The sequence below is a fragment of the Lacinutrix salivirga genome (assembly GCF_053604675.1).
The window spans coordinates 316,975-337,363 of sequence record NZ_JBSHNP010000141.1 but is presented as its reverse complement, the minus strand read 5'-3'; the positions used below and the strand labels follow the sequence as shown (position 1 = coordinate 337,363).

The following is a 20,389-nucleotide window of genomic DNA, read 5'->3' as shown; positions in this document are numbered from 1 at the left end:
TAAATGTATTATTATAAAGCTATTGAAAATATTCTAAAATGAGATACGCATTAAACATTTTGTTTTTATTTTTTATTTTGAATTCGTGTGAAAACAATTCAAACTCTAATTTAAAAATGGAAATTGGTCAAATTCAAAATACTTCATTTATTAAAAACATTCAAACAGATTCATTAACTAAATCATGGAATAATTTAGTTTTTATTAAAGGAGGTTGTTTAGGTGGAGAGCAGTATATATCAAACAAGGAACATAAAATTAGTGAAAAACCACTTTTTTTTAGTGAAGCTGAATGGAAAAATTTTGTCAATTTTGACAAATTAAAACTAACAGATTTTTTAATTACCAAACTTTCAGATACAACAAAAACGAAAGTTCATACTTGTCCGTTTTTTGGTGCAACAAATGGTGAAATGGCTGTTTATTCACTTCAACATATTCACAAAAAGAATTGGTTTGATTTTCCTGATTTTAAAGAATATAAAAACAAGGAGTATAAAAGTGCAAAAGAACAACCTCAAATGTGGTTGCAGAATTTATTGAAAACCGAAAATAACAGAAAAAAATTAGCAGAATTATTTAAAGGAGAAATTAAAAACTAATAGATTTTTCTAAGTGTTTGTTTATTTTATTCAAAGTATTATCGTGATATTGCAATATTACTTAAGTAAAGTTCTTATTCTAAAAAAATTCATTTCAAAAATAAAAATAGTACAATCTTCATTAGTATATCAAAATTCTAATTTATCTTTGCAACGTTCTCAAAAAAGGGGTGCTTTTTAGATTACCGATTGCTGATTAAAGATTGCAGAAACAAGAATTATTGAGTTCTTATTTCAAAAATCGAAAATCAAAAATCTTCAATCTTTTTGGCTGAGATCATACCCAACGAACCTAGAACAGGTAATGCTGTTTAGGGAAATTTAAAAGCGAAATACAATTTTGTAACTATTATAAATCGCTTTTCGTTTTAATTTATTTATTAATTATTAAAGAATAATGACCTCTTTTTATTCGATTATAAAACATAATCGTAATGAAAAACACTTTTCTTTTTTTAACACTATTAGTGTTAACAGTCTGTGCTCAAGCACAACAAAACGAACCTGTTAAACAACAGGACTCTACAAAAATTCAAAGTTTAGAAGAAGTTCTACTCTCAGGCACCAGAGCAAAGGATAAAACACCAGTTGCTTTTTCCAACATTACCAAAGCCGAGTTGGAATCTACCAATTTAGGTCAAGACCTACCCATTTTATTAGACCAACTTACTTCTGTAGTTACCACTAGTGATGCAGGAGCAGGAGTAGGTTACACAGGTATAAGAGTTAGAGGTAGTGATGCTACGCGAGTAAATGTAACTATTAACGGGATTCCTTATAACGACTCCGAAAGTCAAGGCACATTTTGGGTAAATATGCCAGATTTTGTGTCCTCTGTAGAGGATATCCAGTTACAACGTGGCGTAGGAACTTCCACTAATGGATCTGGTGCTTTCGGAGCCAGTTTAAATTTAAAAACGCTAAACCCTTCAGAAAAAGGATATGCCACAACCACAAATGCTATTGGAAGTTTTGGAACTAGAAAACACAATATTAGTATAGGTTCTGGTATTAAAAATAACTTTTATGCAGAAGGTCGCCTGTCTAAAATACAAAGTGATGGTTATATCGATAGAGCGTCGGCAGATCTAAAATCTTTTTATACAGAAGCTGGTTTTTTAAATGAAACCACTTCGATTAAAGCAATAGTATTTGGAGGTAAAGAAATAACGTACCAATCTTGGTATGGTACTCCAGAAGCGGTTGTAAATGGAGACCAAGCAGGAATACAGGCATTCATAGATCGAAATTTTTCGTCGGAAGAAGAAGCACAGAACTTACTAAATTCCGGACGAACATATAATTTTTACACCTACGATAACCAAGTCGATAATTATGAGCAAACGCATTATCAATTACATGCATCACATCAATTTAACAGTAATTTTTCTGCAAATATATCTGGAAACTTTACAAGAGGAAAAGGCTATTTTGAGCAGTTTAAAGATGATGAAGAATTAGGAGATTACTTTCCTAATAACGCTAATGCTTCAAACGAAGGTGATGTTATTAGACGTCGTTGGTTAGATAACGAATTTACTGCTGTTGTATATTCATTAAATTATAAAAAAGAAGCGCTAAACCTTTATTTAGGAGGAGGTTACACTAATTATAATGGCGATCATTTTGGAAACGTAATTTGGGATTCTTTCGAAACTGAAATTCCTATAAATAGTCAATATTATTTCAGTAATGGAAAAAAAACAGACTTTAATACCTATGCAAAAGCAGAGTATAACATTAATTCTAATCTCTTTGCGTTATTAGATTTACAATACAGAGTGGTTAATTATGAGACTAAAGGTACAAGTTCCGATTTACTGGGTATTGATGTAGATAAAAACTACAATTTTTTTAACCCTAAGTTTGGATTAACCTACAGAATAGACAATTACAATTCTATTTATGGGTCGTATGCTGTAGGAAATAGAGAGCCAAATCGAGACGATTTAACTAAAAACCCAATCACACCAAAATCGGAGCAATTACACGATTTCGAATTTGGTTATAAGTTAAAAAAGAGCAACTATTACGCCACTGCAAATTTGTATTATATGAATTATAAAGACCAGTTGGTTCTCACAGGAGATTTAGACGATGTTGGAGATGCGATTAGGCAAAACGTTGCAAAGAGTTACAGAGCAGGAATTGAGTTGCAAGCAGGTTATCAATTTTCAAAGAAATTTAGAATCGATGCCAATGCAACCTTTAGTAAAAATAAAATAAAGGAATTTGATTATTTGGTTTACGATACGCAGTACAATCCAGATACTTTTGAAACCGTATCCTACGAGCCAGTTGTTACGACTTATAAAGACACAGACATTTCATTTTCGCCAAATGTAATTTATGGGAGTTCCATAACGTATTCGCCTATAAAAAACGGAAGCATTTCACTATTATCTAAGTATGTTGGAAAACAGTTTTTAGACAATACCTCTAGCGATAGTAAGCGTATTGAGGCTTATTTTGTAAATAATTTAAACCTCTCGTATAAGGTACAACCTAATTGGATTAAAGAAATTGCATTTAATCTTCTGGTTAATAATATTTTAAATGAAAAATACGTGTCTAATGGTTATACGTTTAGTTATTTCTACAGACCAGAAAACTCAAACGATGCTCCTGTAACGGAGAATTTTTACTATCCGCAAGCAACAACAAATTTTTTATTAGGAATGACGTTGAAATTTTAGAATTATACAATACTCATTCTAAATCTTTCTCAATAAAAAAGGTTTAGAATGGGTTTTTTAATTATTATAAACCCTTACATTGTTTCCGTTAAATTCCACAAAGTAAGATAACAGTCCAAACTGTCCAGTAGTGCCTGTTACAGGCAATCCTAAACCAGCAACTTGGTAGCTGTTGCCATCGTCGCAACTACAGGTTGCAATGGCAGACTCAACTGTTAAATTAGAGCAATCGCTTAAGGGATGGTTTGGGTCACTAAGCTCGTAAGCTCTGTAGTTTGTTCCACCTTCGTAATAAATAATAATTCCGTTTAAACCAAAGTTACCAAGCACCAAAACACCACCAGGAAATTTAAGGTTATTATATTGTGGTAAGTCCAAATTTATTTGTCCACCAGTATCAAAAACAGCATTTGGTAAGTTATTGTTTCTGTTTCTGTTATCGTCGTCATTCTTATTACAAGCGCAAAGAATAAAAACAAATAATATGGTTAAAAAACGATAATTCATAGTTTTCTTTTTAATGGATTCAAATTTACAACAAAAACAGTGTTGAATTAAATATTTTGTATATTTGTACTACAAATCTCGTTGTTGCGAGATTTTTTTTATGCTGAATAAATTTTCGGCATGTTTTATTTATTAAACGAAAAAGTTATGAGTAAAGTATCTTATTATACAGCTGAAGGCTTAAAAAAGTTAAGAGACGAACTTAGGCAATTAAAAGATGTAGAGCGTGTAAAAGCGTCCAAAGCAATTGCAGAAGCAAGAGATAAAGGCGATTTAAGTGAAAATGCAGAGTACGATGCAGCTAAAGAGGCACAAGGTATGCTAGAAATGCGAATTTCTAAACTAGAAGATCAATTGGCTGGAGCACGTGTTATCGATGAATCTCAAATGGATACCTCTAAAATTTTAGTGCTTTCTAAAGTGAAAATAAAAAACCAAACCAATGGTATGGAAATGAAATATACTTTGGTTGCAGATGGAGAAGCAGATTTAGCTTCAGGTAAAATTTCTGTAAATTCACCAATTGGAAAAGGACTATTAGGAAAATCTGTTGGTGATGTTGCCGAAATCCAAGTGCCAAGTGGTATTATGAAATTTGATATTATTGAAATTTCCAGATAAATTAACCTTAAGTCTCAACTTTAGCGTAGTTGAGAGCTTTCATAAATTCCTGTTTTAACTTAATTTAATAAGTTTAGCAGGAATCTTTTTTTATCTTTAATTTTTAAACAAAATTATGGCATCAATTTTTACAAAAATAGTTAATGGCGAAATTCCAAGTTATAAGGTTGCAGAAACTGAAGATTTTTTAGCGTTTTTGGATGTTAATCCAAATGCAAAAGGTCATACGCTTTGTATTCCTAAAAAAGAAGTTGATAAAATTTTTGATTTGGACGAAACAACTTATACTGGCTTAATGGCTTTTTCCAGAACAGTAGCTCTTGCTTTAGAAAAAGCAGTGCCTTGCAAGCGTGTTGGAATGTCGGTTATAGGATTAGAAGTGCCACATGTACATGTGCATTTAATCCCTTTAAATACAATGGAAGATGCTCGTTTTATTAATAAAACAACCTTAACTCCTCAAGAATTTGAGGACACTGCAAAAGCTATTTCCAACGCTTTATAATTAATATAAATTTAAGGTTAAATATTAATTTCTGGTCGAGCGCAGTCGAGACCTCTTTTGTTTTAAAATTTCTTATTAAAAAATCATTTAACAATTACAAGAGTAGTTAGTGTAACTATTAAAATAACTATAGTAACAATTAATATCCAACTCGCTTTTTTTAATTTAGTACTACTTTTTTTTGGAGTAAACGCTCGTTGTTGATATTCAAAAACACGTTCAATATCATCAGTCCATCGTACAGGATAAATAGCAGTGTTACAGGTGTTGCAGTGCAATTCGTAAATGGTGTCTTGAGTCACTCGTTTCATCCATAAAGTTTCAACAAACTTTTGTTTAAACGTCAATTCCAATCCGTTGGTGTTAAAACACTCAGGACAGTTATTGTTTAGGGAAACTTCTTTTATAGTTATTAGTTTTTCAGACATATGGTGTTAATAGCGATAGTACAATTATAACGATTTTAAAGTCATTTGCATAGTGGTTCCTTTGTCAATTTCCGATTTTAATACTTTTACTTTTCCATTATGGAAATCTTCAATAATACGTTTAACAAGCGAGAGTCCTAAGCCCCAACCTCTTTTTTTACTAGTATAGCCAGGCTCAAAAATAGTATTATATTTATTTTTTGGTAGTCCTTTACCTGTGTCAGTAACTAAAACATAAACCTCTTTTTCTAACTGTTTAATTTCTAAGTTTAACTTACCTTTTCCTTTCATGGCATCAATACCATTTTTAACCAAATTCTCTATCGTCCAGCTATACAATTGAGGATTTAAGTTAACAAAAATTTCATTTTCGGGTAGCGTAAGTTCAAATTCAACCAATTTGGACGATCGTGCTTTAAGGTAACTGTAAGTCTCTAATGTTTCTTTTACAATATCTGTTTTATCTAATTTTGGTAGAGATCCAATTTTGCTAAAACGTTCTGTAATGGTTTGCAATCTGCTAATATCTTTTTCTATTTCTTTAATGTATTCTGGATTTACATTTTCTGTTTTCAAAATTTCATTCCAGCCAATTAAAGACGATAAAGGTGTGCCAATTTGGTGAGCAGTTTCTTTAGCCATACCAGACCAAAGTTTATTTTGCGTTGCAATTTTAGAGCTTCGATAAAAGAAATAAATTACTGTCCCAAACAAGAAAATAATAAGTAGTAATGCTAAAGGATAGTATTTAAGTTTATTTAAAAGAGGCGAGTTTCCGTAGTATAACGTTTGATATACTTCATCTTTATAATGAATATCAATTGGTGTGTTTTCAGATTTAAATTGAGAAATTAATTTTTTTACATAATTTTCGTTCTCTAATTTTTTCTCATCAATGTTATTAGAAGTTGCAAGTCCACCATCACTATTTATAACTAACATTGGTGTAGATTTATTACTCTCAATTATTTTAAGTATTAAATCTAAATTAACATCTGTGTCACTTTTAATAAGTTCGGTTTCTGCAAAGGACCAATTTTCCATTTTAGCACGTTCCTCTGCTTTAAATTGCTGAAAAAACGTGTAAGTATTCCACAAAATTAAAGAGATAATAATAAAGGAAACACCAATAATAATCCACCTAACTGTATTTCTGTTTTTTGAAAACATTCAACTCTTTTTTTAGAACTGTTAATATAATGCAAAACTGTTAATAATATTGTATATCATAAATTCAATTCGCTTTTTGGTCACTAATAGAATAGTTACATTTGTCAAAAATTAATCAATTTTAATAATGAAATCGTTTCACCCAAAAGACCTTACAACAGCTAAATTACATGGCTACTTGTTAAGTGCAGTTGCACCAAGACCTATTGCTTTTGCGAGTACGATGGATGCTCAAGGACGACCAAACTTATCACCTTTTAGCTTCTTTAATGTGTTTAGTGCCAATCCTCCAATTCTTATTTTTTCGCCAGCGCGTCGCGTAAGAAATAATACTACTAAACATACTTTAGAAAATGTTTTAGAGACTAAAGAAGTGGTTATAAATGTGGTTAATTACGGCATTGTACAACAAATGTCATTAAGTAGTACAGAATATCCAGAAGGTGTAAACGAATTTGAAAAAGCAGGTTTAACCATGCTTAAAAGTGATGAAGTTAAACCTTTTAGAGTAGCAGAATCTCCTGTGCAATTAGAATGTAAAGTAAATGAAGTGGTTAGTTTAGGAAATGAAGGAGGAGCAGGAAATTTAGTGATTTGCGAAGTGGTTAAATTACATATAAATCCCACTGTTTTAGATGAAAACGGAAGCATAGACCAAGAAAAATTAGATTTGGTAGCACGAGCAGGAGGCAGTTATTACAGTAGAGCGAAAACAGGATTTTTTGAAATCCCAAAACCACTCTCTACTTTAGGAATTGGAGTCGATGCTTTGCCAAAAATAATTAAAAATAGCACTGTGTTATCTGGTAACGACTTAGGCCTTTTAGGTAATGTAGAAGCTTTGCCAAATGCAGAGACAATAAATACTTTTGCAATAAAACATAATACTAAAACATTTTCTTTAGAAGAAAAGCATAAGCAAGCGAAAAAATTTCTTAGTTTTGGAGATGTAGAAAGTGCGTGGAATATGTTATTATCGTAACATAGCATTTAAAAAATAGACGAATATTTAAATAATTATATAGACAATGGAAGTACAAGGAAAAGTAAAATTAATTGGAGAAACTCAAACATTTGGGAGTAACGGTTTTAGAAAAAGAGAATTGGTAGTGACTACTGAAGAGCAGTATCCACAACACATACTTGTGGAGTTTGTTCAAGATAAAGTAGATTTACTTAACAATTACCAAGTAGGACAAGATGTAAAAGTAAACATCAACTTACGTGGTAGAGAATGGGTTAATCCACAAGGAGAAACAAAATATTTTAACTCTATACAAGGTTGGAGAATTGAAGCAACACAAGGTGCAGCACCAGCAGGAATGCCAGAAGTGCCACCAGCAGCAGCTTTTGAGCCAGCAAAAGATGTAAAAGAAGAGGAGCACGACGATTTACCGTTCTAATGCTTTTATTACTGCAAAAGCAGGAATCATAAATATAACCTCAATGTTAATTATCATTGAGGTTTTTTTATTTTAGTAAAATAAAGCAATGCACATTCTAAATCAAAATATAGTATTCCCAGAGGTTAATTTAGCTAATGAAGAGGGCTTACTTGCCTATGGAGGCGATTTATCTGTAGAGCGATTATTACTTGCTTATAAAAGCGGAATTTTTCCTTGGTTTAACGAAGACGAAGTGATTTTATGGTGGTCACCAGATCCACGTTTTGTTTTGTTTCCAGAGGAATTAAAAGTCTCTAAAAGTATGAAGCAATTTCTTAAAAAGTGCGATTACGACATAACAATTAATAAAAATTTTAAAGCAGTAATTACAGAGTGCGCAAAAGCAAAACGCGAAGGTCAATCTGGTACATGGATTACTAAAAATATGATTGAAGCCTATTGTGAATTACATAAAAAAGGCTATGCTAAATCTGTTGAGGTTTGGAGAGACAAAACACTTGTTGGCGGTTTGTATGGTGTAGATTTAGGTAATGGCGTGTTTTGTGGCGAAAGCATGTTTGCCAAAGAGAGTAATGCCAGTAAAGCTGGCTTTATTACCTTTATTCAAAATACAGATTATACACTTTTTGATTGCCAAGTATATACCAACCATTTAGAACGTTTGGGAGCAAAAGACATTTCTAGAGAAGCATTTTTAGAGTTTCTTTAAAAGTTTTAATCCTTGTTAATTTGAGAGCTTTTGAAGCTTGAAAGTTTTTAAATCAACAAAACTAAATTGTACTGAAAGTTTTACTAGTAACTTTTGAATGTTCTCGACACAAAATTCTGACAAAAGAATTTTACTTGAACTGACAATGCCTAACAATAATACTTTGTAAATTCGAACACAGTGAGAACTCACAACTCAATAAAAATTTAGTGTAATGAGAAAAACTACACTTCATTATACCTAAAACAACCAACTTCATGATCGTTCACCATGCCTACAGCTTGCATAAATGCATACATTACTGTTGAACCCACAAATTTAAAGCCTCGCTTTTTTAAATCTTTACTTATAGCATCACTAACAGCTGTATTTGCAGGAGCATCTTTATAATATTCGATTGAGTTTTTAATAGGTTTTCCATCTACAAAACTCCAAATATATTTGCTAAAAGTACCAAATTCGTTTTGGACTTTCATAAACGCTTCAGCATTGCTAACAGTGGCTTTTACTTTTAATTTGTTTCTAATTATTCCTTCGTTTTGTAATAAACCATCCATTTTAGATTGGTCGTATCTAGCAATTTTCTTATAATCGAAATGATCTAAAGCTTTTTTAAAATTTTCGCGCTTACGTAAAACAGTAATCCAACTTAAACCAGCCTGAAAGGTTTCAAGAATTAAAAATTCGAATAAAGTAGCATCATCATATACTGGTTTTCCCCATTCTTGGTCGTGATATGCTTCATATAAATCATCACCAACGCACCAACCACATCTGTGTTTTTTCATAATTGTAAGGAATTTGTTTTAAAGCTACTAATGTAACAAGAGTAACATTAAACAACTAAAAAAATCTATACTTTTACCTTATGGAAACAATTAAAGACTTAAATATAGAAAGCCTAATCTCTCAAAGCTTAAGTAAAAGTATGACTTATGGCAATTATCGCTTACTAGTTTCAAATTTAGTTAGTGAAAATTCAAATACAGGCAATGAGAAAACCGAAGCCTTAGCAAATTATACACTGCTTAACGATAAGCGCATGAAGCGTTGGGATAAAACCGTTAAAGTTAGCGAGAGTATAAAAAATGAGGTTGAAACTAAACCGTTAAACCAAACTTGGATTGTAATAACCGAGAGTTGGTGTGGAGATGCAGCACATGTTATGCCTGTAATTAATAAAGTAGCAGAATTAAATAAAGGCATAAATTTAAAAGTAGTTTTAAGAGACGAAAACGAAGCGCTTATGGATGCCTTTTTAACCAATGGAGGACGCGCAATACCTAAGTTAATTGTTGTAGATAATGAGACTAAGCAAGTTGTAACAACTTATGGTCCAAGACCAAGTACTGCAACAAAATTAGTAAACGACTATAAGGAAAAACATGGCAGTTTAACGCCAGAGTTTAAGGAAGATTTACAGCATTGGTATAATAAAGATAAAGGACAAACTGCGCTTAATGATTTAGTGTCTATTATTTAAAAAGAAAAGTAATAGAACCTAGTTGTTTCTTTTTGCTAGAGGTATTAAAACGTGCTTGTTTGGCATACTCTAAAGCATGATCTTTTAAGCATTCGTTTTTGGATGTAGAGCTATTATTATAATAAGCATTTATAACTTTGCCGCTTTCATTAACTGTAATATTAATTACAATCTTACCAGTTTCGTCACATAAATACACAGGAATTGGCAAATAGATATGTGTTCGGTTTTTTAAAGAATAGTAAATCGAACTATTTGTGTTTGCTGCATCTTCATTTGGAGTAGAGGATTTAATGTTTTGCGAGCGTTTGCTTAAAATGCTATTTACACTTTTAAACGTGGTTATTTCATTATCTGCAATTGTTGATTCTCCATCACTTTCACTATTATTTTCATGGTCAGAATTTGATTGTTCTGTAGCTATATTTGGCTTAAAATCTTCTGGTGGTTCAATTATTTGGTAGGCTTCAGAAAAAGGTTTATAGCGTTTTGTAGCATTATAGGCTTTGTTTGTAGAAATGGATTTATTATCAACTTCCAGAGGTTCTTTTTCTGCAATATCGTCAATCTTTTCTAGGTCATAAAAAGTTTCTTCCACTAATGCAGCTTGTGTTTTATTTATTGATAGATTTAAAACCATAAGCAACACTGTTCCTACTAGTAGAAATGTAATAATAAGTGCTTTATGAGAATTGCTTAAAGGCATAATAGGTTAATAATATAACGTGGTTTGGGACATTAATATATTTAAAAATACGTTAAAACTATTTAAAAAGATTTTATAGGGAAATTAATTTACGCTTTAGATGGTAAAGTGTGTATAAATTCTTCTATAGAAAGCGCATTATTTACATTAAAATCTCCAATTTTTGTGCGTCGTAAAGCAGCTAAATGACTACCAGATTGCATGGCTTTTCCAAAATCGCTAGCCAAAGAGCGAATATAAGTGCCTTTACTACAAACTACTCTAAAATCAATAGTTAGGCCTTCAATTTTAGTGATTTCAAATTCCTGAATTGTAATAGTTCTCGGTTTTATTTCTACAGTTTCTCCTGCTCTGGCAAACTCATACAAGCGTTTACCTCCTTTTTTTATAGCTGAAAATACTGGTGGATACTGAGAAATTTCGCCAATAAATTGCTTGGTTGTGTCTTTAATTAAAGCTTCAGTAATATGAGATGTTTTAAAAGTTTCGTTTATTTCAGTCTCCAAATCAAATGAAGGTGTAGAGCTTCCTAAAACAATAGTTCCTGTATATTCTTTTATTTGTGCTTGGAACGTATTAATTTGCTTCGTCATTTTACCTGTGCAAATTACCAAAAGTCCCGTTGCTAAAGGGTCTAAAGTGCCAGCATGACCAACTTTAATTTTTTTAATCCCAAAGGTTTGCCTGATTTCCCAACGCAGTTTATTCACCACCTGAAAACTAGTCCAATTTAAAGGCTTGTCTATTAATAAAACTTGACCAGATTGGTAGTCTTCTAAAGTGTTCATTTTAAGAATTTAATAGCGCAAAAATTATGGCAATGACTCCAACTATTGCGCAATAGATAGCAAAATAGGAGAGTTTACTTTTTTTAACCAAAGCAATCATCCAAGTACAGGCAAATAAGCCAGAAATAAATGCAGCAATAAAACCAACAGATAATGCTGTGATGTTTTGGCTCTCTAAATTAAGATCTCCACTAAATACGTCTTTGGCAATTTTCCCAAAAATTAAAGGGACGACCATTAAAAAAGAAAAGCGTGCAGCTTTTGTTTTGTCGTTACCTAATAATACTGAGGTTGAAATAGTTGCTCCACTTCTAGAGATACCAGGAAGCATTGCTATGGCTTGAGAAATACCAATGATGAAGGCATCTTTAAAAGTGACGTTTTTATTGGTGTTTTTCGCTTTATCTGCAAAAAATAATAATACAGCAGTTACAATAAGCATACAGCCTACAAGAAAGATGTTACCACCAAAGAGTTGTTCTAATTGGTCTTCAAAAAACAAACCAACAAAAGCTGCTGGTACCATTGAGAGTGCGATTTTAGAAATAAACTTGGTTTCCTCATTCCATTTAGCAGCAAAAAAACCTTTTATAATTTCTACAATGTCTTTTCTAAATACAACTATAGTACTTAAAGCTGTAGCAAAATGCAGTACGACTGTAAATAGTAAACTCTCTTCAGGCACAGAATTATCGCCTAATATGGCTTTTCCTAATTCTAAATGTCCACTAGAAGAAACTGGTAAAAACTCGGTAAGGCCTTGTATAATACCAAGAATGATTGCATCTAATATATCCATTTGGCAAAAATATTAAATTAGAAGTAGCAATCGCTAAATAAGTTCTAAAATTTAAAACTTAAGAGGTTTTATTTGGATTTAGTAATATAGCATAGATTTGTATTCCAAATCCAATAAGTACTAATGTAGGAGCAAGTCTTATACGTCTCCAATGAAAGATTTCTGGGTTAAAAACATTAGGATCGTCGCTTCCTCCACCAGACATTAAAATAAAGCCTAGTGCAATCACACCAAGTCCAATAGCCATAAATTTATAATTTTTTTTACCAAATATAAATGTGCTACTTGCTTGTTTCTTACGTTTTTGTTCTCCCAAAATGTAGTTAAATTAATTGAGGTCAAATTTAGTCAAAAAATAGTCTTCTTAAAAAGAAGATCAATTAATTATTGATAAATTTTTTTTAAAGTTTGTGGTTTAACCATAGTTACTTTTTCATCTTTTGTGTTTTTATCACTAAAATACTTTTTAGTTGTAAAAGAAAATATGGCAATGGTCACTATACCTAAAATTGCAAATGTTATTCGTCTCATAACGTTCTAGTTTTAAAATTAAACTGTATTTAAAGTAATGGTATAGTCAGTATTTTATAATTTTTATTATTGTAAATATAACAGCTATTACTCCTAAATATTGTTAAGAGATACGTTAAAAGATGTTAATTGTGAAGTTTTTAATACAGCTGGTCTGTCTTTAAATTCAAAAAACGTTGTGTAGCAAAATGTGTGCTAATCCATGTAATTACAATGCCTAAAGCAAAAATAACAAAGAATAAACTGCCAATTAAAATAGGATTTCGCATTAATTCAAGTTCTGGGAACATGCGATTAACATAATATAACACTATTGCTAATGCAATTAAGGCTAAAGCAGCGCCAATAATCCCTAAACGTACACTTTTCCAGACAAAAGGTCTGCGAATAAATCGTTTTGTAGCACCAACCATTTGCATGGTTTTAATGGTAAAACGCTTAGCATAAACAGCCAATCGAATAGAACTATTTATTAATAACACAGCAATTAATGTAAAAATGGAGCTTAATATTAATACCCAAATACTTATTTTTTTAACGTTGTTATTCATAAGTTTTACAAGGTCGTTATCGTAATTAACTTCATCTACAAAATTTTTAGATAATGCTTCTTCAGCAATTGCTTGTAATTGATTAGAAGTTACAAAATCTGCTTTTAGGTTTACATCCATTGAGTTTTTTAAAGGATTATACCCTAAAAACTCCATAAAATCCTCACCATTTTCAGCTTTCATAAATTCTGCAGCCTGTTCTTTAGAGACGTATTCTGTAGATTTTACGTATTCAGACATCTTCAAGCTTTTTTCAAGTTGTTTAATTTCAACATCTTTAGCAGTATCTTTTAAGTAAATGGTTACTGTAACCTGCTCCTTAAAATGATCGGCAACTTTTTTAGCATTTAAAACCAAGAGACCTAACAAGCCTAATAAAAATAAGACTAAAGCAATACTTAATACTACAGAAAAATAAGAAGAAACTAATTTTCGTTTTTGATAGGTTTCAAAAGAAGAACTCATAAATTATTTTAATTATTTATGTAAAAATATAAAAGAAATTGATTTGCTTAGGGTTTAGAACGTTTAAACTTTCAACATTGTTATAATAAGTTTAAATTTGCCTTTTTAAATGTCATTACGAGGAGCACAGTGACGTAGTAATCTCATTACTGTAGCACAAGTTTAACATATTGTCAATCAATATTTTATAAAGTGTAATTCGCAACGACTTATATATTATTTCATGCAATACCATTTTAACGACATAGAAGCCAAATGGCAAAAATATTGGGCAGAAAACCAAACATTTAAAGCAACCAATAACAGCGACAAACCAAAATATTACGTTTTGGATATGTTTCCTTATCCCTCTGGAGCTGGATTACACGTTGGTCATCCGTTAGGCTACATTGCTAGTGATATTTATGCACGTTACAAACGCCATAAAGGATTTAATGTACTGCATCCACAAGGTTACGATAGTTTTGGTTTACCAGCAGAGCAGTATGCAATACAAACAGGGCAGCATCCTGCAATTACTACAGAAACCAATATAAAAACATATAGAAATCAGTTAGATAAAATTGGTTTTTCATTCGATTGGAGTCGCGAAGTGCGTACTTCAAGTCCAGAATATTACAAATGGACGCAGTGGATTTTTATTCAATTATTTGAGTCGTATTATTGTTTTAACGATAATAAAGCGAAGCATATAAAAGAATTAATCTATGTGTTTACCATTAACGGAAATAAAGACACAAACGTCGCTTGTGATGATAATATAGAAGCGTTTTCTGCTGAAGAATGGAAACAATTTTCAGAAAAAAAACAACAAGAAATATTACTTAAATACAGACTAACTTACTTAGCGGAAACTGAAGTAAATTGGTGTCCGGCTTTAGGAACTGTTTTAGCAAACGACGAGATTGTAAACGGCGTTTCAGAACGTGGTGGACATCCTGTTGTGCGTAAAAAAATGACACAATGGTCTATGCGAATTTCTGCCTATGCAGAACGGCTTTTACAAGGTTTAGATACGATTGATTGGACAGAGTCACTTAAAGAAAGTCAACGTAATTGGATAGGAAAATCGGTTGGAGCAAGTGTTAGATTCCCTATCTTATCCTTTCCCAAAGGGAAAGAGAAATCTGATTCTGATATCCGACATGGTTATATGACTGGTGGAAATAATTCTCATCTATTGCTTGAACGAGCAAAAGAAATGCGTGCAAAACCAACTCAAGCAGAAGCTGCGCTTTGGTCTGCTTTAAGAGGGAAAAAATTAGATGTAAAATTCAGGCAACAACATTTAATAGGAGACTTTATAGTTGATTTTGTTTGTCTAGATAAAAAATTAATAGTTGAAGTTGATGGTAAAATTCATGATTCTCAAATTGAAGAAGATACTTTAAGAACACAACAGTTAGAGAATGATAACTACAAAGTTATTCGATTTAAAAACGAAGAAGTTTTAGGAGATATTGATACTGTTTTAAGTAAAATTTCAGAAGAATTAACAGAAAGAGAATCAATTAAAAAAAATAAAGAAAAGAGTGATTATAGTTCGAGTAAGCAAGTCCTTCCTTCTGGGAAGGATTTAGGATGGGAAATAGAAGTCTTCACAACACGTCCAGACACCATTTTTGGAGTGAGTTTTATGACTCTTGCTCCAGAACACGAGTTAGTACAAAAAATAACAACTCCAGAGCAAAAAGAAGAAGTAGAAGCCTACATTAAAGCCACTGCAAAACGAAGCGAACGCGATCGAATGGCAGATGTAAAAACCATTTCTGGTGTTTTTACAGGTGCTTATGCAGAGCATCCTTTTTCTAAAGAACCAATTCCAATATGGATTGGAGATTACGTGCTAGCAGGCTACGGAACAGGAGCAGTAATGTCTGTACCATGTGGTGACCAACGCGACTACGATTTTGCAAAACATTTTAATATTCCAATTCCTAATATTTTTGAAGGTGTGGATATTAGTGAAGAAGCTTTCGCCTCTAAAGACAACGTAAAAATTGCAAATAGCGATTTCCTTAACGGAATGAATTACAAAAAAGCAAGCAAACGTGCTATTTACGAGTTGGAGCAATTAGGTCAAGGCGAAGGAAAAACCAACTACAGATTGCGTGATGCCGTGTTTAGCAGACAACGTTTTTGGGGAGAACCATTCCCAGTATATTACGTTAATGGAATGCCTAAAATGATTGATAAAGAACATCTGCCAATTAAACTTCCGGAAGTAGAAAAATATTTACCAACCGAAACTGGCGAACCACCTTTAGGTCGTGCAGATGTTTGGGCTTGGGATACAAAAAACAATAAAGTAGTCTCTAACGCTCTTTGTCATTCAGAGCAAAGCGAAGAATCTCATAACGGAGTTTACCCTCTAGAACTCAACACCATGCCTGGTTGGGCAGGAAGTTCGTGGTACTTCTTTCGTTATATGGAAGAAAAAGCCAATAGAGATGAAGCTTTTGCAAGCAAAGACGCACTAGACTATTGGGAAAACGTGGACTTGTATATTGGTGGAAGCGAACACGCTACAGGACATTTACTATATGCACGTTTTTGGACAAAGTTTTTAAAAGATAGAGAATTTGTTGGTGTAGATGAGCCTTTTAAAAAGTTGATTAATCAAGGGATGATCCTTGGAACTAGTGCTTTTGTTTATAGAGAAAATGGAACAAATACATATCTTTCTCATGGTTTAATTAAAGATAAAAAGGTAGTTCCTATTCACGTTAAAGTACAATATGTTAATGCTTCTAATGAATTAGATATTGAAGGATTAAAAAATGATAGTGAGTTTGGTGAAGATTTTAAAGATGCAGAATTTATTTTAGAAGATGGTGTTTATAAAGTAGGTCGCGAAGTCGAAAAAATGTCCAAATCCAAATACAACGTCGTTAATCCAGATAACATTGTAAAAGAATATGGAGCAGATAGTTTACGATTATACGAAATGTTTCTTGGTCCTTTAGAGCAGGCAAAACCATGGAATACTGCAGGAATTACAGGTGTTCATGGTTTTCTTAAAAAACTATGGAAATTGTATCATCAAGGAGAGAACGGAAGTTTTTACGTGTCGAGTGAGAGTTCCTCTCCTTCGGAGAGGCTAGGAGAGGCTTTAAAAACATTACACAAAACCATAAAAAAGGTTGAAGAAGATATAGAGAATTTCTCATTTAACACCTCTGTATCTACCTTTATGATTGCTGTTAATGAGCTTACTGCGCAAAAATGTACAAGTAGAGAAGTGCTAGAGCCTTTGTTGGTGTTACTGTCACCTTATGCACCACATATTGCTGAAGAATTATACAGCAAATTAGGTAATACAGGTTCAATTTCAACTGTGTCTTTCCCTAAATTTGATGCGAGTTATTTAGTAGAAAGCAGTAAAAATTATCCAATTTCGTTTAATGGGAAAATGCGTTTTACCTTAGAGTTACCAATGGATTTATCTAAAGACGAAATTGAAAAAACAGTAATGGCACACCAGAAAACCATTGCGCAATTGGATGGAAGAACACCTAAAAAAGTGATTGTAGTACCTGGTAAAATTGTAAACATAGTAGGATAGTTAGTAAAAATAACGTCAGTTCGAGTAAAATTCTTTTTTAAGAATTTTGTATCGAGAACCAATAATTGCTTCTCAACAGAATTTGTTTAAGTTGTGTTTAATAGTTTTTATTCAAAATATAATTTTACAAATCACTAGAAGTGAAATATGCTTTGTTAAAAAGATAAAAAATATAATATTGTCATGTTGGGTAAAAAACTAAAAATAATAGCAGGAGTATTCGCTTTAGCCATAGCAATAAGCTATTTCCTCATAGACGCTAACGAAAAAGAATTCGATATTAACGAATGGAATGCGAATCCGCAAACACGTTATAAAATGTCGAATGCTATTATTGAAAACAAACTACTTTTTGGGAAAACAAAAACAGAAGTAATTCAATTATTAGGGCCTTCGGAAACCTCTACCTTAAATGGTAAGGAATACGTGTCGTATAACTTAGGGAAAACACCAAGTTTTTTTGAACAAAAGATGGAAACGCTAATTATAACTTTTGACAACGAAAAGGTAAGTAGCGTAATTAATACTTATAAATAACTGACAAAATTTCGCTTGTAAAAATTGGCTTACTTTTTGCTATATTTACACTAGTAATTTAAAACATAATATTATGCAAGGAATGATGGGTTATTATATATTAATTGGTGCTATTGGATTAGTAAGCTGGTTAGTAAGTAACAAATTAAAAAGAAAATTTGCCTACTACTCTAAAGTGCAATTGCGCAACGGAATGAGTGGCGCAGAAATAGCAGAGAAAATGCTGTCTGATAATGGTATTAGAGATGTCGAAGTCATTTCGACACCTGGTCGTTTAACAGACCATTATAATCCAACAAATAAAACTGTAAATTTAAGTGAAGCTGTTTATAACCAGCGTAATGCAGCAGCAGCAGCAGTCGCAGCACACGAAGTTGGTCATGCAGTACAACACGCGCAAGCCTACCAATGGTTAACTATGCGTTCTAAATTAGTACCTGTAGTGAGTGTAACTTCTAGCATGTCGCAATGGCTTGTAATTGGAGGATTAATGTTGGCAGCAGGAGCAGGTTTGGGATTAGGTTATTGGGTATCTGTAGCTGGTTTAGTGATGATGGGTTTTGCAACTATTTTTAGTTTTGTAACACTACCTGTAGAATACGACGCGAGTAACAGAGCTTTAGCTTGGTTAAAAAACAAAAATATTGTTACTCCAGAAGAATATAAAGGCTCGGAAGATGCTCTTAAATGGGCAGCACGTACGTACTTAGTTGCTGCAATTGGAGCATTAGCTTCGTTATTGTATTGGGCAATGCAAGTTTTTGGAGGAAGAGATTAAAAGTGTAGAGATTAAAATTTACATAAAAATATAAAAGCATCATTTGTAAACAAGTGATGCTTTTTTTGTTAAAATGAATTATTATCCAAAGAAACTAATTTATTCTTTAAAGCATAAATAACTAAGCCAGCAACATTTTTTGCTTCCGTTTTTAAAAGCAAATTATTGCGATGACCTTCTACAGTACGTGGACTAATAAATAGCTTCTCGCCAATATCGTTAGTTGTACATTGTTTGCAAATAAGCTCTAATACTTCTAATTCTCGTTTGGTAAAATAATTAGTATCGAATGTAGATTTTGTTTTTTTTTCTTTTGGATTAGTAACGCTTTCATGTACATATTGCATTACTTTACCATCGTAATAAAACCCTTTTTTAGCCACTTCCTCTATAGTTTTAAGCATCAATTTTGGTGTGCTGTTTTTAGCCAAATAGGCAACAGCTCCAATGGATATCATATTTAAAATAAATGGTTTGCTAAAATAACTTGTAAGTGCAATTACTTTTATTTTAGGGAATTCTTTTCTTATAATTTTTGTGACTTCCACGCCATTTAAACCAGGCATTTTTAGGTCTGTAACCACTATTTCTGGTAATACCTCTGCTTCGCGTAATTGTGAAATTAAATGGTCTCCATCCTTGGCATCAAAAAGAATGTTTATATGCTCTTCATTACCTAAAATAGCTTTAAGACCTTGAAGAAACAATTGCTCGTCGTCTGCCAATACTATATTAATTTTATTCATGATAGTTACAATGTATTATAAAAACACTACCAGTATTTTTGGTGCTTTCCATTTTTAATGTGCCATTTAAAATCTGAACTCGACTTTTAATATTCTGTAAACCTATACCAGATTTCTTTTCAATCTCACTCACTTTAAAACCAATACCATTATCTTGATATTGAAGACTAAAGCCATTAGGTTTTTGTTCCATATACACAGCTATTTCATTAGCTTTTCCGTGTCTAATAGAATTATTTATTAATTCTTGAAAAATTCTAAACACATGAAGCTGATTTGTTTTAGAAAGTTTTAAAAGGTCTTCGGTATTATGTTCAATATCAATTTTTGTATGCGACGAAATATCTTCAAACAACTCTTCTAAAGCAACTTTAAGTCCAAATTTTTCTAAAATTGGAGGCATTAAATCATGTGCGATTTTCCGAGAACTTTCTAAAGTAGTCGATGTGATGTCCAATATTTGTTTTAACGATGTTTTTTGTTTTTCATTTAAAGAGTCATCATCCAAAAGAACATTAGTAGATAAACTTACAATATTGAGTTTAGAGCTAATAGCATCATGCAAATCTTGTGCAATTCGTTTACGTTCAACTTCTTGAATAGCAATTGAGGTCTGCAATATTTTTTGCTGATTCTCCAATTTTAAAGCTGCTTTTTCAAGTTCTTTTTGTACTATTTTTTGTCTTGAATAGTGAAAAAACAAGATCAACCCTGTAGTTACTAAAACTAAAAAAATGATACCATAAACTAAAGCTTGTATAATTAATTTATCGTTTTCCATAAACTCTTTTTCCAT

At 32.0% G+C, this 20,389-nt stretch carries 23 protein-coding genes; 11 read left to right on the top strand and 12 right to left on the bottom strand.

What is annotated here, in order from left to right; all coding sequences use genetic code 11:
• Positions 1-116: 116 nt before the first annotated feature.
• Positions 117-602 (top strand): hypothetical protein, encoded by a 486-nt coding sequence (locus ACVC5O_RS15410; protein WP_452222363.1) that lies wholly within the window; start codon positions 117-119, stop codon positions 600-602.
• A gap of 434 nt (positions 603-1,036) precedes the next feature.
• A complete protein-coding gene (locus ACVC5O_RS15405; protein ID WP_452222362.1) occupies positions 1,037-3,298 on the top strand; it encodes a TonB-dependent receptor in 2,262 nt (753 codons plus the stop codon).
• A gap of 57 nt (positions 3,299-3,355) precedes the next feature.
• Here the strand turns inward: ACVC5O_RS15405 and ACVC5O_RS15400 are convergent, their stop codons facing one another.
• Positions 3,356-3,805: a hypothetical protein gene (locus tag ACVC5O_RS15400; RefSeq protein WP_452222361.1), complete on the bottom strand. Its 450-nt coding sequence runs from the start codon at positions 3,803-3,805 to the stop codon at positions 3,356-3,358.
• 147 nt (positions 3,806-3,952) lie between these two features.
• Here ACVC5O_RS15400 and greA point away from each other — a divergent pair, with 147 nt between their 5' ends.
• The gene (gene greA / locus ACVC5O_RS15395; protein WP_452222360.1) at positions 3,953-4,426 is read left to right on the top strand and encodes a transcription elongation factor GreA; all 474 of its coding nucleotides are present in this window, start codon (positions 3,953-3,955) and stop codon (positions 4,424-4,426) included.
• Positions 4,427-4,541: 115 nt separating this feature from the next.
• A complete protein-coding gene (locus ACVC5O_RS15390) occupies positions 4,542-4,931 on the top strand; it encodes an HIT family protein (protein WP_452222359.1) in 390 nt (129 codons plus the stop codon).
• An 83-nt stretch (positions 4,932-5,014) separates the two neighbouring features.
• On the opposite strand, the gene ACVC5O_RS15385 is transcribed toward ACVC5O_RS15390, so the two are convergent.
• Positions 5,015-5,359, bottom strand: a complete 345-nt coding sequence (locus ACVC5O_RS15385) for a hypothetical protein (RefSeq protein WP_452222358.1) — start codon at positions 5,357-5,359, stop codon at positions 5,015-5,017.
• A gap of 24 nt (positions 5,360-5,383) precedes the next feature.
• Positions 5,384-6,529, bottom strand: a complete 1,146-nt coding sequence (locus tag ACVC5O_RS15380; protein ID WP_452222357.1) for a sensor histidine kinase — start codon at positions 6,527-6,529, stop codon at positions 5,384-5,386.
• Positions 6,530-6,656: 127 nt separating this feature from the next.
• Here ACVC5O_RS15380 and ACVC5O_RS15375 point away from each other — a divergent pair, with 127 nt between their 5' ends.
• The 3 genes from ACVC5O_RS15375 (at position 6,657) to aat (ending at position 8,644) form a co-directional block, all read left to right on the top strand.
• Positions 6,657-7,511, top strand: coding sequence for a flavin reductase family protein (locus ACVC5O_RS15375; protein WP_452222356.1), 855 nt, complete (start codon positions 6,657-6,659; stop codon positions 7,509-7,511).
• 46 nt (positions 7,512-7,557) lie between these two features.
• Complete coding sequence (locus ACVC5O_RS15370; RefSeq protein WP_452222355.1) at positions 7,558-7,932, top strand: DUF3127 domain-containing protein; 375 nt, start codon at positions 7,558-7,560, stop codon at positions 7,930-7,932.
• 88 nt (positions 7,933-8,020) lie between these two features.
• Positions 8,021-8,644, top strand: a complete 624-nt coding sequence (gene aat, locus ACVC5O_RS15365) for a leucyl/phenylalanyl-tRNA--protein transferase (RefSeq protein WP_452222354.1) — start codon at positions 8,021-8,023, stop codon at positions 8,642-8,644.
• Between the two features lie 224 nt (positions 8,645-8,868).
• On the opposite strand, the gene ACVC5O_RS15360 is transcribed toward aat, so the two are convergent.
• Entirely contained in the window at positions 8,869-9,432 is a 564-nt protein-coding gene (locus ACVC5O_RS15360; protein WP_452222353.1) for a DNA-3-methyladenine glycosylase I, read from the bottom strand.
• Between the two features lie 80 nt (positions 9,433-9,512).
• On the opposite strand from ACVC5O_RS15360, the gene ACVC5O_RS15355 reads away from it, so the two are divergent.
• Positions 9,513-10,127, top strand: a complete 615-nt coding sequence (locus tag ACVC5O_RS15355; RefSeq protein WP_452222352.1) for a thioredoxin family protein — start codon at positions 9,513-9,515, stop codon at positions 10,125-10,127.
• On the opposite strand, the gene ACVC5O_RS15350 is transcribed toward ACVC5O_RS15355, so the two are convergent.
• The 6 genes from ACVC5O_RS15350 to ACVC5O_RS15325 all read right to left on the bottom strand — a co-directional run bounded on the left by ACVC5O_RS15350 (position 10,120) and on the right by ACVC5O_RS15325 (position 13,967).
• Entirely contained in the window at positions 10,120-10,833 is a 714-nt protein-coding gene (locus ACVC5O_RS15350) for a TonB family protein (protein ID WP_452222351.1), read from the bottom strand. The two genes, ACVC5O_RS15355 and ACVC5O_RS15350, sit on opposite strands and share 8 nt — an antisense overlap.
• Before the next feature lie 89 nt (positions 10,834-10,922).
• Entirely contained in the window at positions 10,923-11,621 is a 699-nt protein-coding gene (gene truB / locus ACVC5O_RS15345; protein WP_452222350.1) for a tRNA pseudouridine(55) synthase TruB, read from the bottom strand.
• A 1-nt stretch (position 11,622) separates the two neighbouring features.
• Complete coding sequence (uppP, locus tag ACVC5O_RS15340; protein WP_452222349.1) at positions 11,623-12,420, bottom strand: undecaprenyl-diphosphatase UppP; 798 nt, start codon at positions 12,418-12,420, stop codon at positions 11,623-11,625.
• Between the two features lie 58 nt (positions 12,421-12,478).
• A complete protein-coding gene (locus tag ACVC5O_RS15335; protein WP_452222348.1) occupies positions 12,479-12,736 on the bottom strand; it encodes a DUF3098 domain-containing protein in 258 nt (85 codons plus the stop codon).
• A gap of 68 nt (positions 12,737-12,804) precedes the next feature.
• Complete coding sequence (locus ACVC5O_RS15330; protein ID WP_452222347.1) at positions 12,805-12,951, bottom strand: hypothetical protein; 147 nt, start codon at positions 12,949-12,951, stop codon at positions 12,805-12,807.
• Positions 12,952-13,091: 140 nt separating this feature from the next.
• Positions 13,092-13,967, bottom strand: a complete 876-nt coding sequence (locus ACVC5O_RS15325) for a cell division protein FtsX (protein ID WP_452222346.1) — start codon at positions 13,965-13,967, stop codon at positions 13,092-13,094.
• Between the two features lie 223 nt (positions 13,968-14,190).
• Between ACVC5O_RS15325 and leuS the strand changes: the two genes are divergently transcribed.
• The 3 genes from leuS to ACVC5O_RS15310 all read left to right on the top strand — a co-directional run bounded on the left by leuS (position 14,191) and on the right by ACVC5O_RS15310 (position 18,847).
• Positions 14,191-17,532, top strand: coding sequence for a leucine--tRNA ligase (leuS, locus tag ACVC5O_RS15320; protein WP_452222345.1), 3,342 nt, complete (start codon positions 14,191-14,193; stop codon positions 17,530-17,532).
• A gap of 183 nt (positions 17,533-17,715) precedes the next feature.
• The gene (locus tag ACVC5O_RS15315; RefSeq protein ID WP_452222344.1) at positions 17,716-18,069 is read left to right on the top strand and encodes a hypothetical protein; all 354 of its coding nucleotides are present in this window, start codon (positions 17,716-17,718) and stop codon (positions 18,067-18,069) included.
• Between the two features lie 82 nt (positions 18,070-18,151).
• The gene (locus tag ACVC5O_RS15310; protein ID WP_452222393.1) at positions 18,152-18,847 is read left to right on the top strand and encodes a zinc metallopeptidase; all 696 of its coding nucleotides are present in this window, start codon (positions 18,152-18,154) and stop codon (positions 18,845-18,847) included.
• A 68-nt stretch (positions 18,848-18,915) separates the two neighbouring features.
• Here the strand turns inward: ACVC5O_RS15310 and ACVC5O_RS15305 are convergent, their stop codons facing one another.
• On the bottom strand, positions 18,916-19,593 hold the full coding sequence (locus tag ACVC5O_RS15305; RefSeq protein WP_452222343.1) for a response regulator: 678 nt from the start codon (positions 19,591-19,593) through the stop codon (positions 18,916-18,918).
• Entirely contained in the window at positions 19,586-20,374 is a 789-nt protein-coding gene (locus ACVC5O_RS15300) for a sensor histidine kinase (protein ID WP_452222342.1), read from the bottom strand. The genes ACVC5O_RS15305 and ACVC5O_RS15300 overlap by 8 nt, the downstream gene beginning before the upstream one ends.
• Between the last annotated feature and the right edge of the window lie 15 nt (positions 20,375-20,389).

Excerpts from the sequence above, each read along its gene's own strand:
- ACVC5O_RS15410 (WP_452222363.1), top strand. The coding sequence starts at position 117 with ATGGAAATTGGTCAAATTCAAAATACTTCATTTATTAAAAACATTCAA.
- ACVC5O_RS15405 (WP_452222362.1), top strand. The coding sequence starts at position 1,037 with ATGAAAAACACTTTTCTTTTTTTAACACTATTAGTGTTAACAGTCTGT.
- ACVC5O_RS15400 (WP_452222361.1), bottom strand. The coding sequence starts at position 3,805 with ATGAATTATCGTTTTTTAACCATATTATTTGTTTTTATTCTTTGCGCT.
- greA (WP_452222360.1), top strand. The coding sequence starts at position 3,953 with ATGAGTAAAGTATCTTATTATACAGCTGAAGGCTTAAAAAAGTTAAGA.
- ACVC5O_RS15390 (WP_452222359.1), top strand. The coding sequence starts at position 4,542 with ATGGCATCAATTTTTACAAAAATAGTTAATGGCGAAATTCCAAGTTAT.
- ACVC5O_RS15385 (WP_452222358.1), bottom strand. The coding sequence starts at position 5,359 with ATGTCTGAAAAACTAATAACTATAAAAGAAGTTTCCCTAAACAATAAC.
- ACVC5O_RS15380 (WP_452222357.1), bottom strand. The coding sequence starts at position 6,529 with ATGTTTTCAAAAAACAGAAATACAGTTAGGTGGATTATTATTGGTGTT.
- ACVC5O_RS15375 (WP_452222356.1), top strand. The coding sequence starts at position 6,657 with ATGAAATCGTTTCACCCAAAAGACCTTACAACAGCTAAATTACATGGC.
- ACVC5O_RS15370 (WP_452222355.1), top strand. The coding sequence starts at position 7,558 with ATGGAAGTACAAGGAAAAGTAAAATTAATTGGAGAAACTCAAACATTT.
- aat (WP_452222354.1), top strand. The coding sequence starts at position 8,021 with ATGCACATTCTAAATCAAAATATAGTATTCCCAGAGGTTAATTTAGCT.
- ACVC5O_RS15360 (WP_452222353.1), bottom strand. The coding sequence starts at position 9,432 with ATGAAAAAACACAGATGTGGTTGGTGCGTTGGTGATGATTTATATGAA.
- ACVC5O_RS15355 (WP_452222352.1), top strand. The coding sequence starts at position 9,513 with ATGGAAACAATTAAAGACTTAAATATAGAAAGCCTAATCTCTCAAAGC.
- ACVC5O_RS15350 (WP_452222351.1), bottom strand. The coding sequence starts at position 10,833 with ATGCCTTTAAGCAATTCTCATAAAGCACTTATTATTACATTTCTACTA.
- truB (WP_452222350.1), bottom strand. The coding sequence starts at position 11,621 with ATGAACACTTTAGAAGACTACCAATCTGGTCAAGTTTTATTAATAGAC.
- uppP (WP_452222349.1), bottom strand. The coding sequence starts at position 12,420 with ATGGATATATTAGATGCAATCATTCTTGGTATTATACAAGGCCTTACC.
- ACVC5O_RS15330 (WP_452222347.1), bottom strand. The coding sequence starts at position 12,951 with ATGAGACGAATAACATTTGCAATTTTAGGTATAGTGACCATTGCCATA.
- ACVC5O_RS15325 (WP_452222346.1), bottom strand. The coding sequence starts at position 13,967 with ATGAGTTCTTCTTTTGAAACCTATCAAAAACGAAAATTAGTTTCTTCT.
- leuS (WP_452222345.1), top strand. The coding sequence starts at position 14,191 with ATGCAATACCATTTTAACGACATAGAAGCCAAATGGCAAAAATATTGG.
- ACVC5O_RS15315 (WP_452222344.1), top strand. The coding sequence starts at position 17,716 with ATGTTGGGTAAAAAACTAAAAATAATAGCAGGAGTATTCGCTTTAGCC.
- ACVC5O_RS15310 (WP_452222393.1), top strand. The coding sequence starts at position 18,152 with ATGATGGGTTATTATATATTAATTGGTGCTATTGGATTAGTAAGCTGG.
- ACVC5O_RS15305 (WP_452222343.1), bottom strand. The coding sequence starts at position 19,593 with ATGAATAAAATTAATATAGTATTGGCAGACGACGAGCAATTGTTTCTT.
- ACVC5O_RS15300 (WP_452222342.1), bottom strand. The coding sequence starts at position 20,374 with ATGGAAAACGATAAATTAATTATACAAGCTTTAGTTTATGGTATCATT.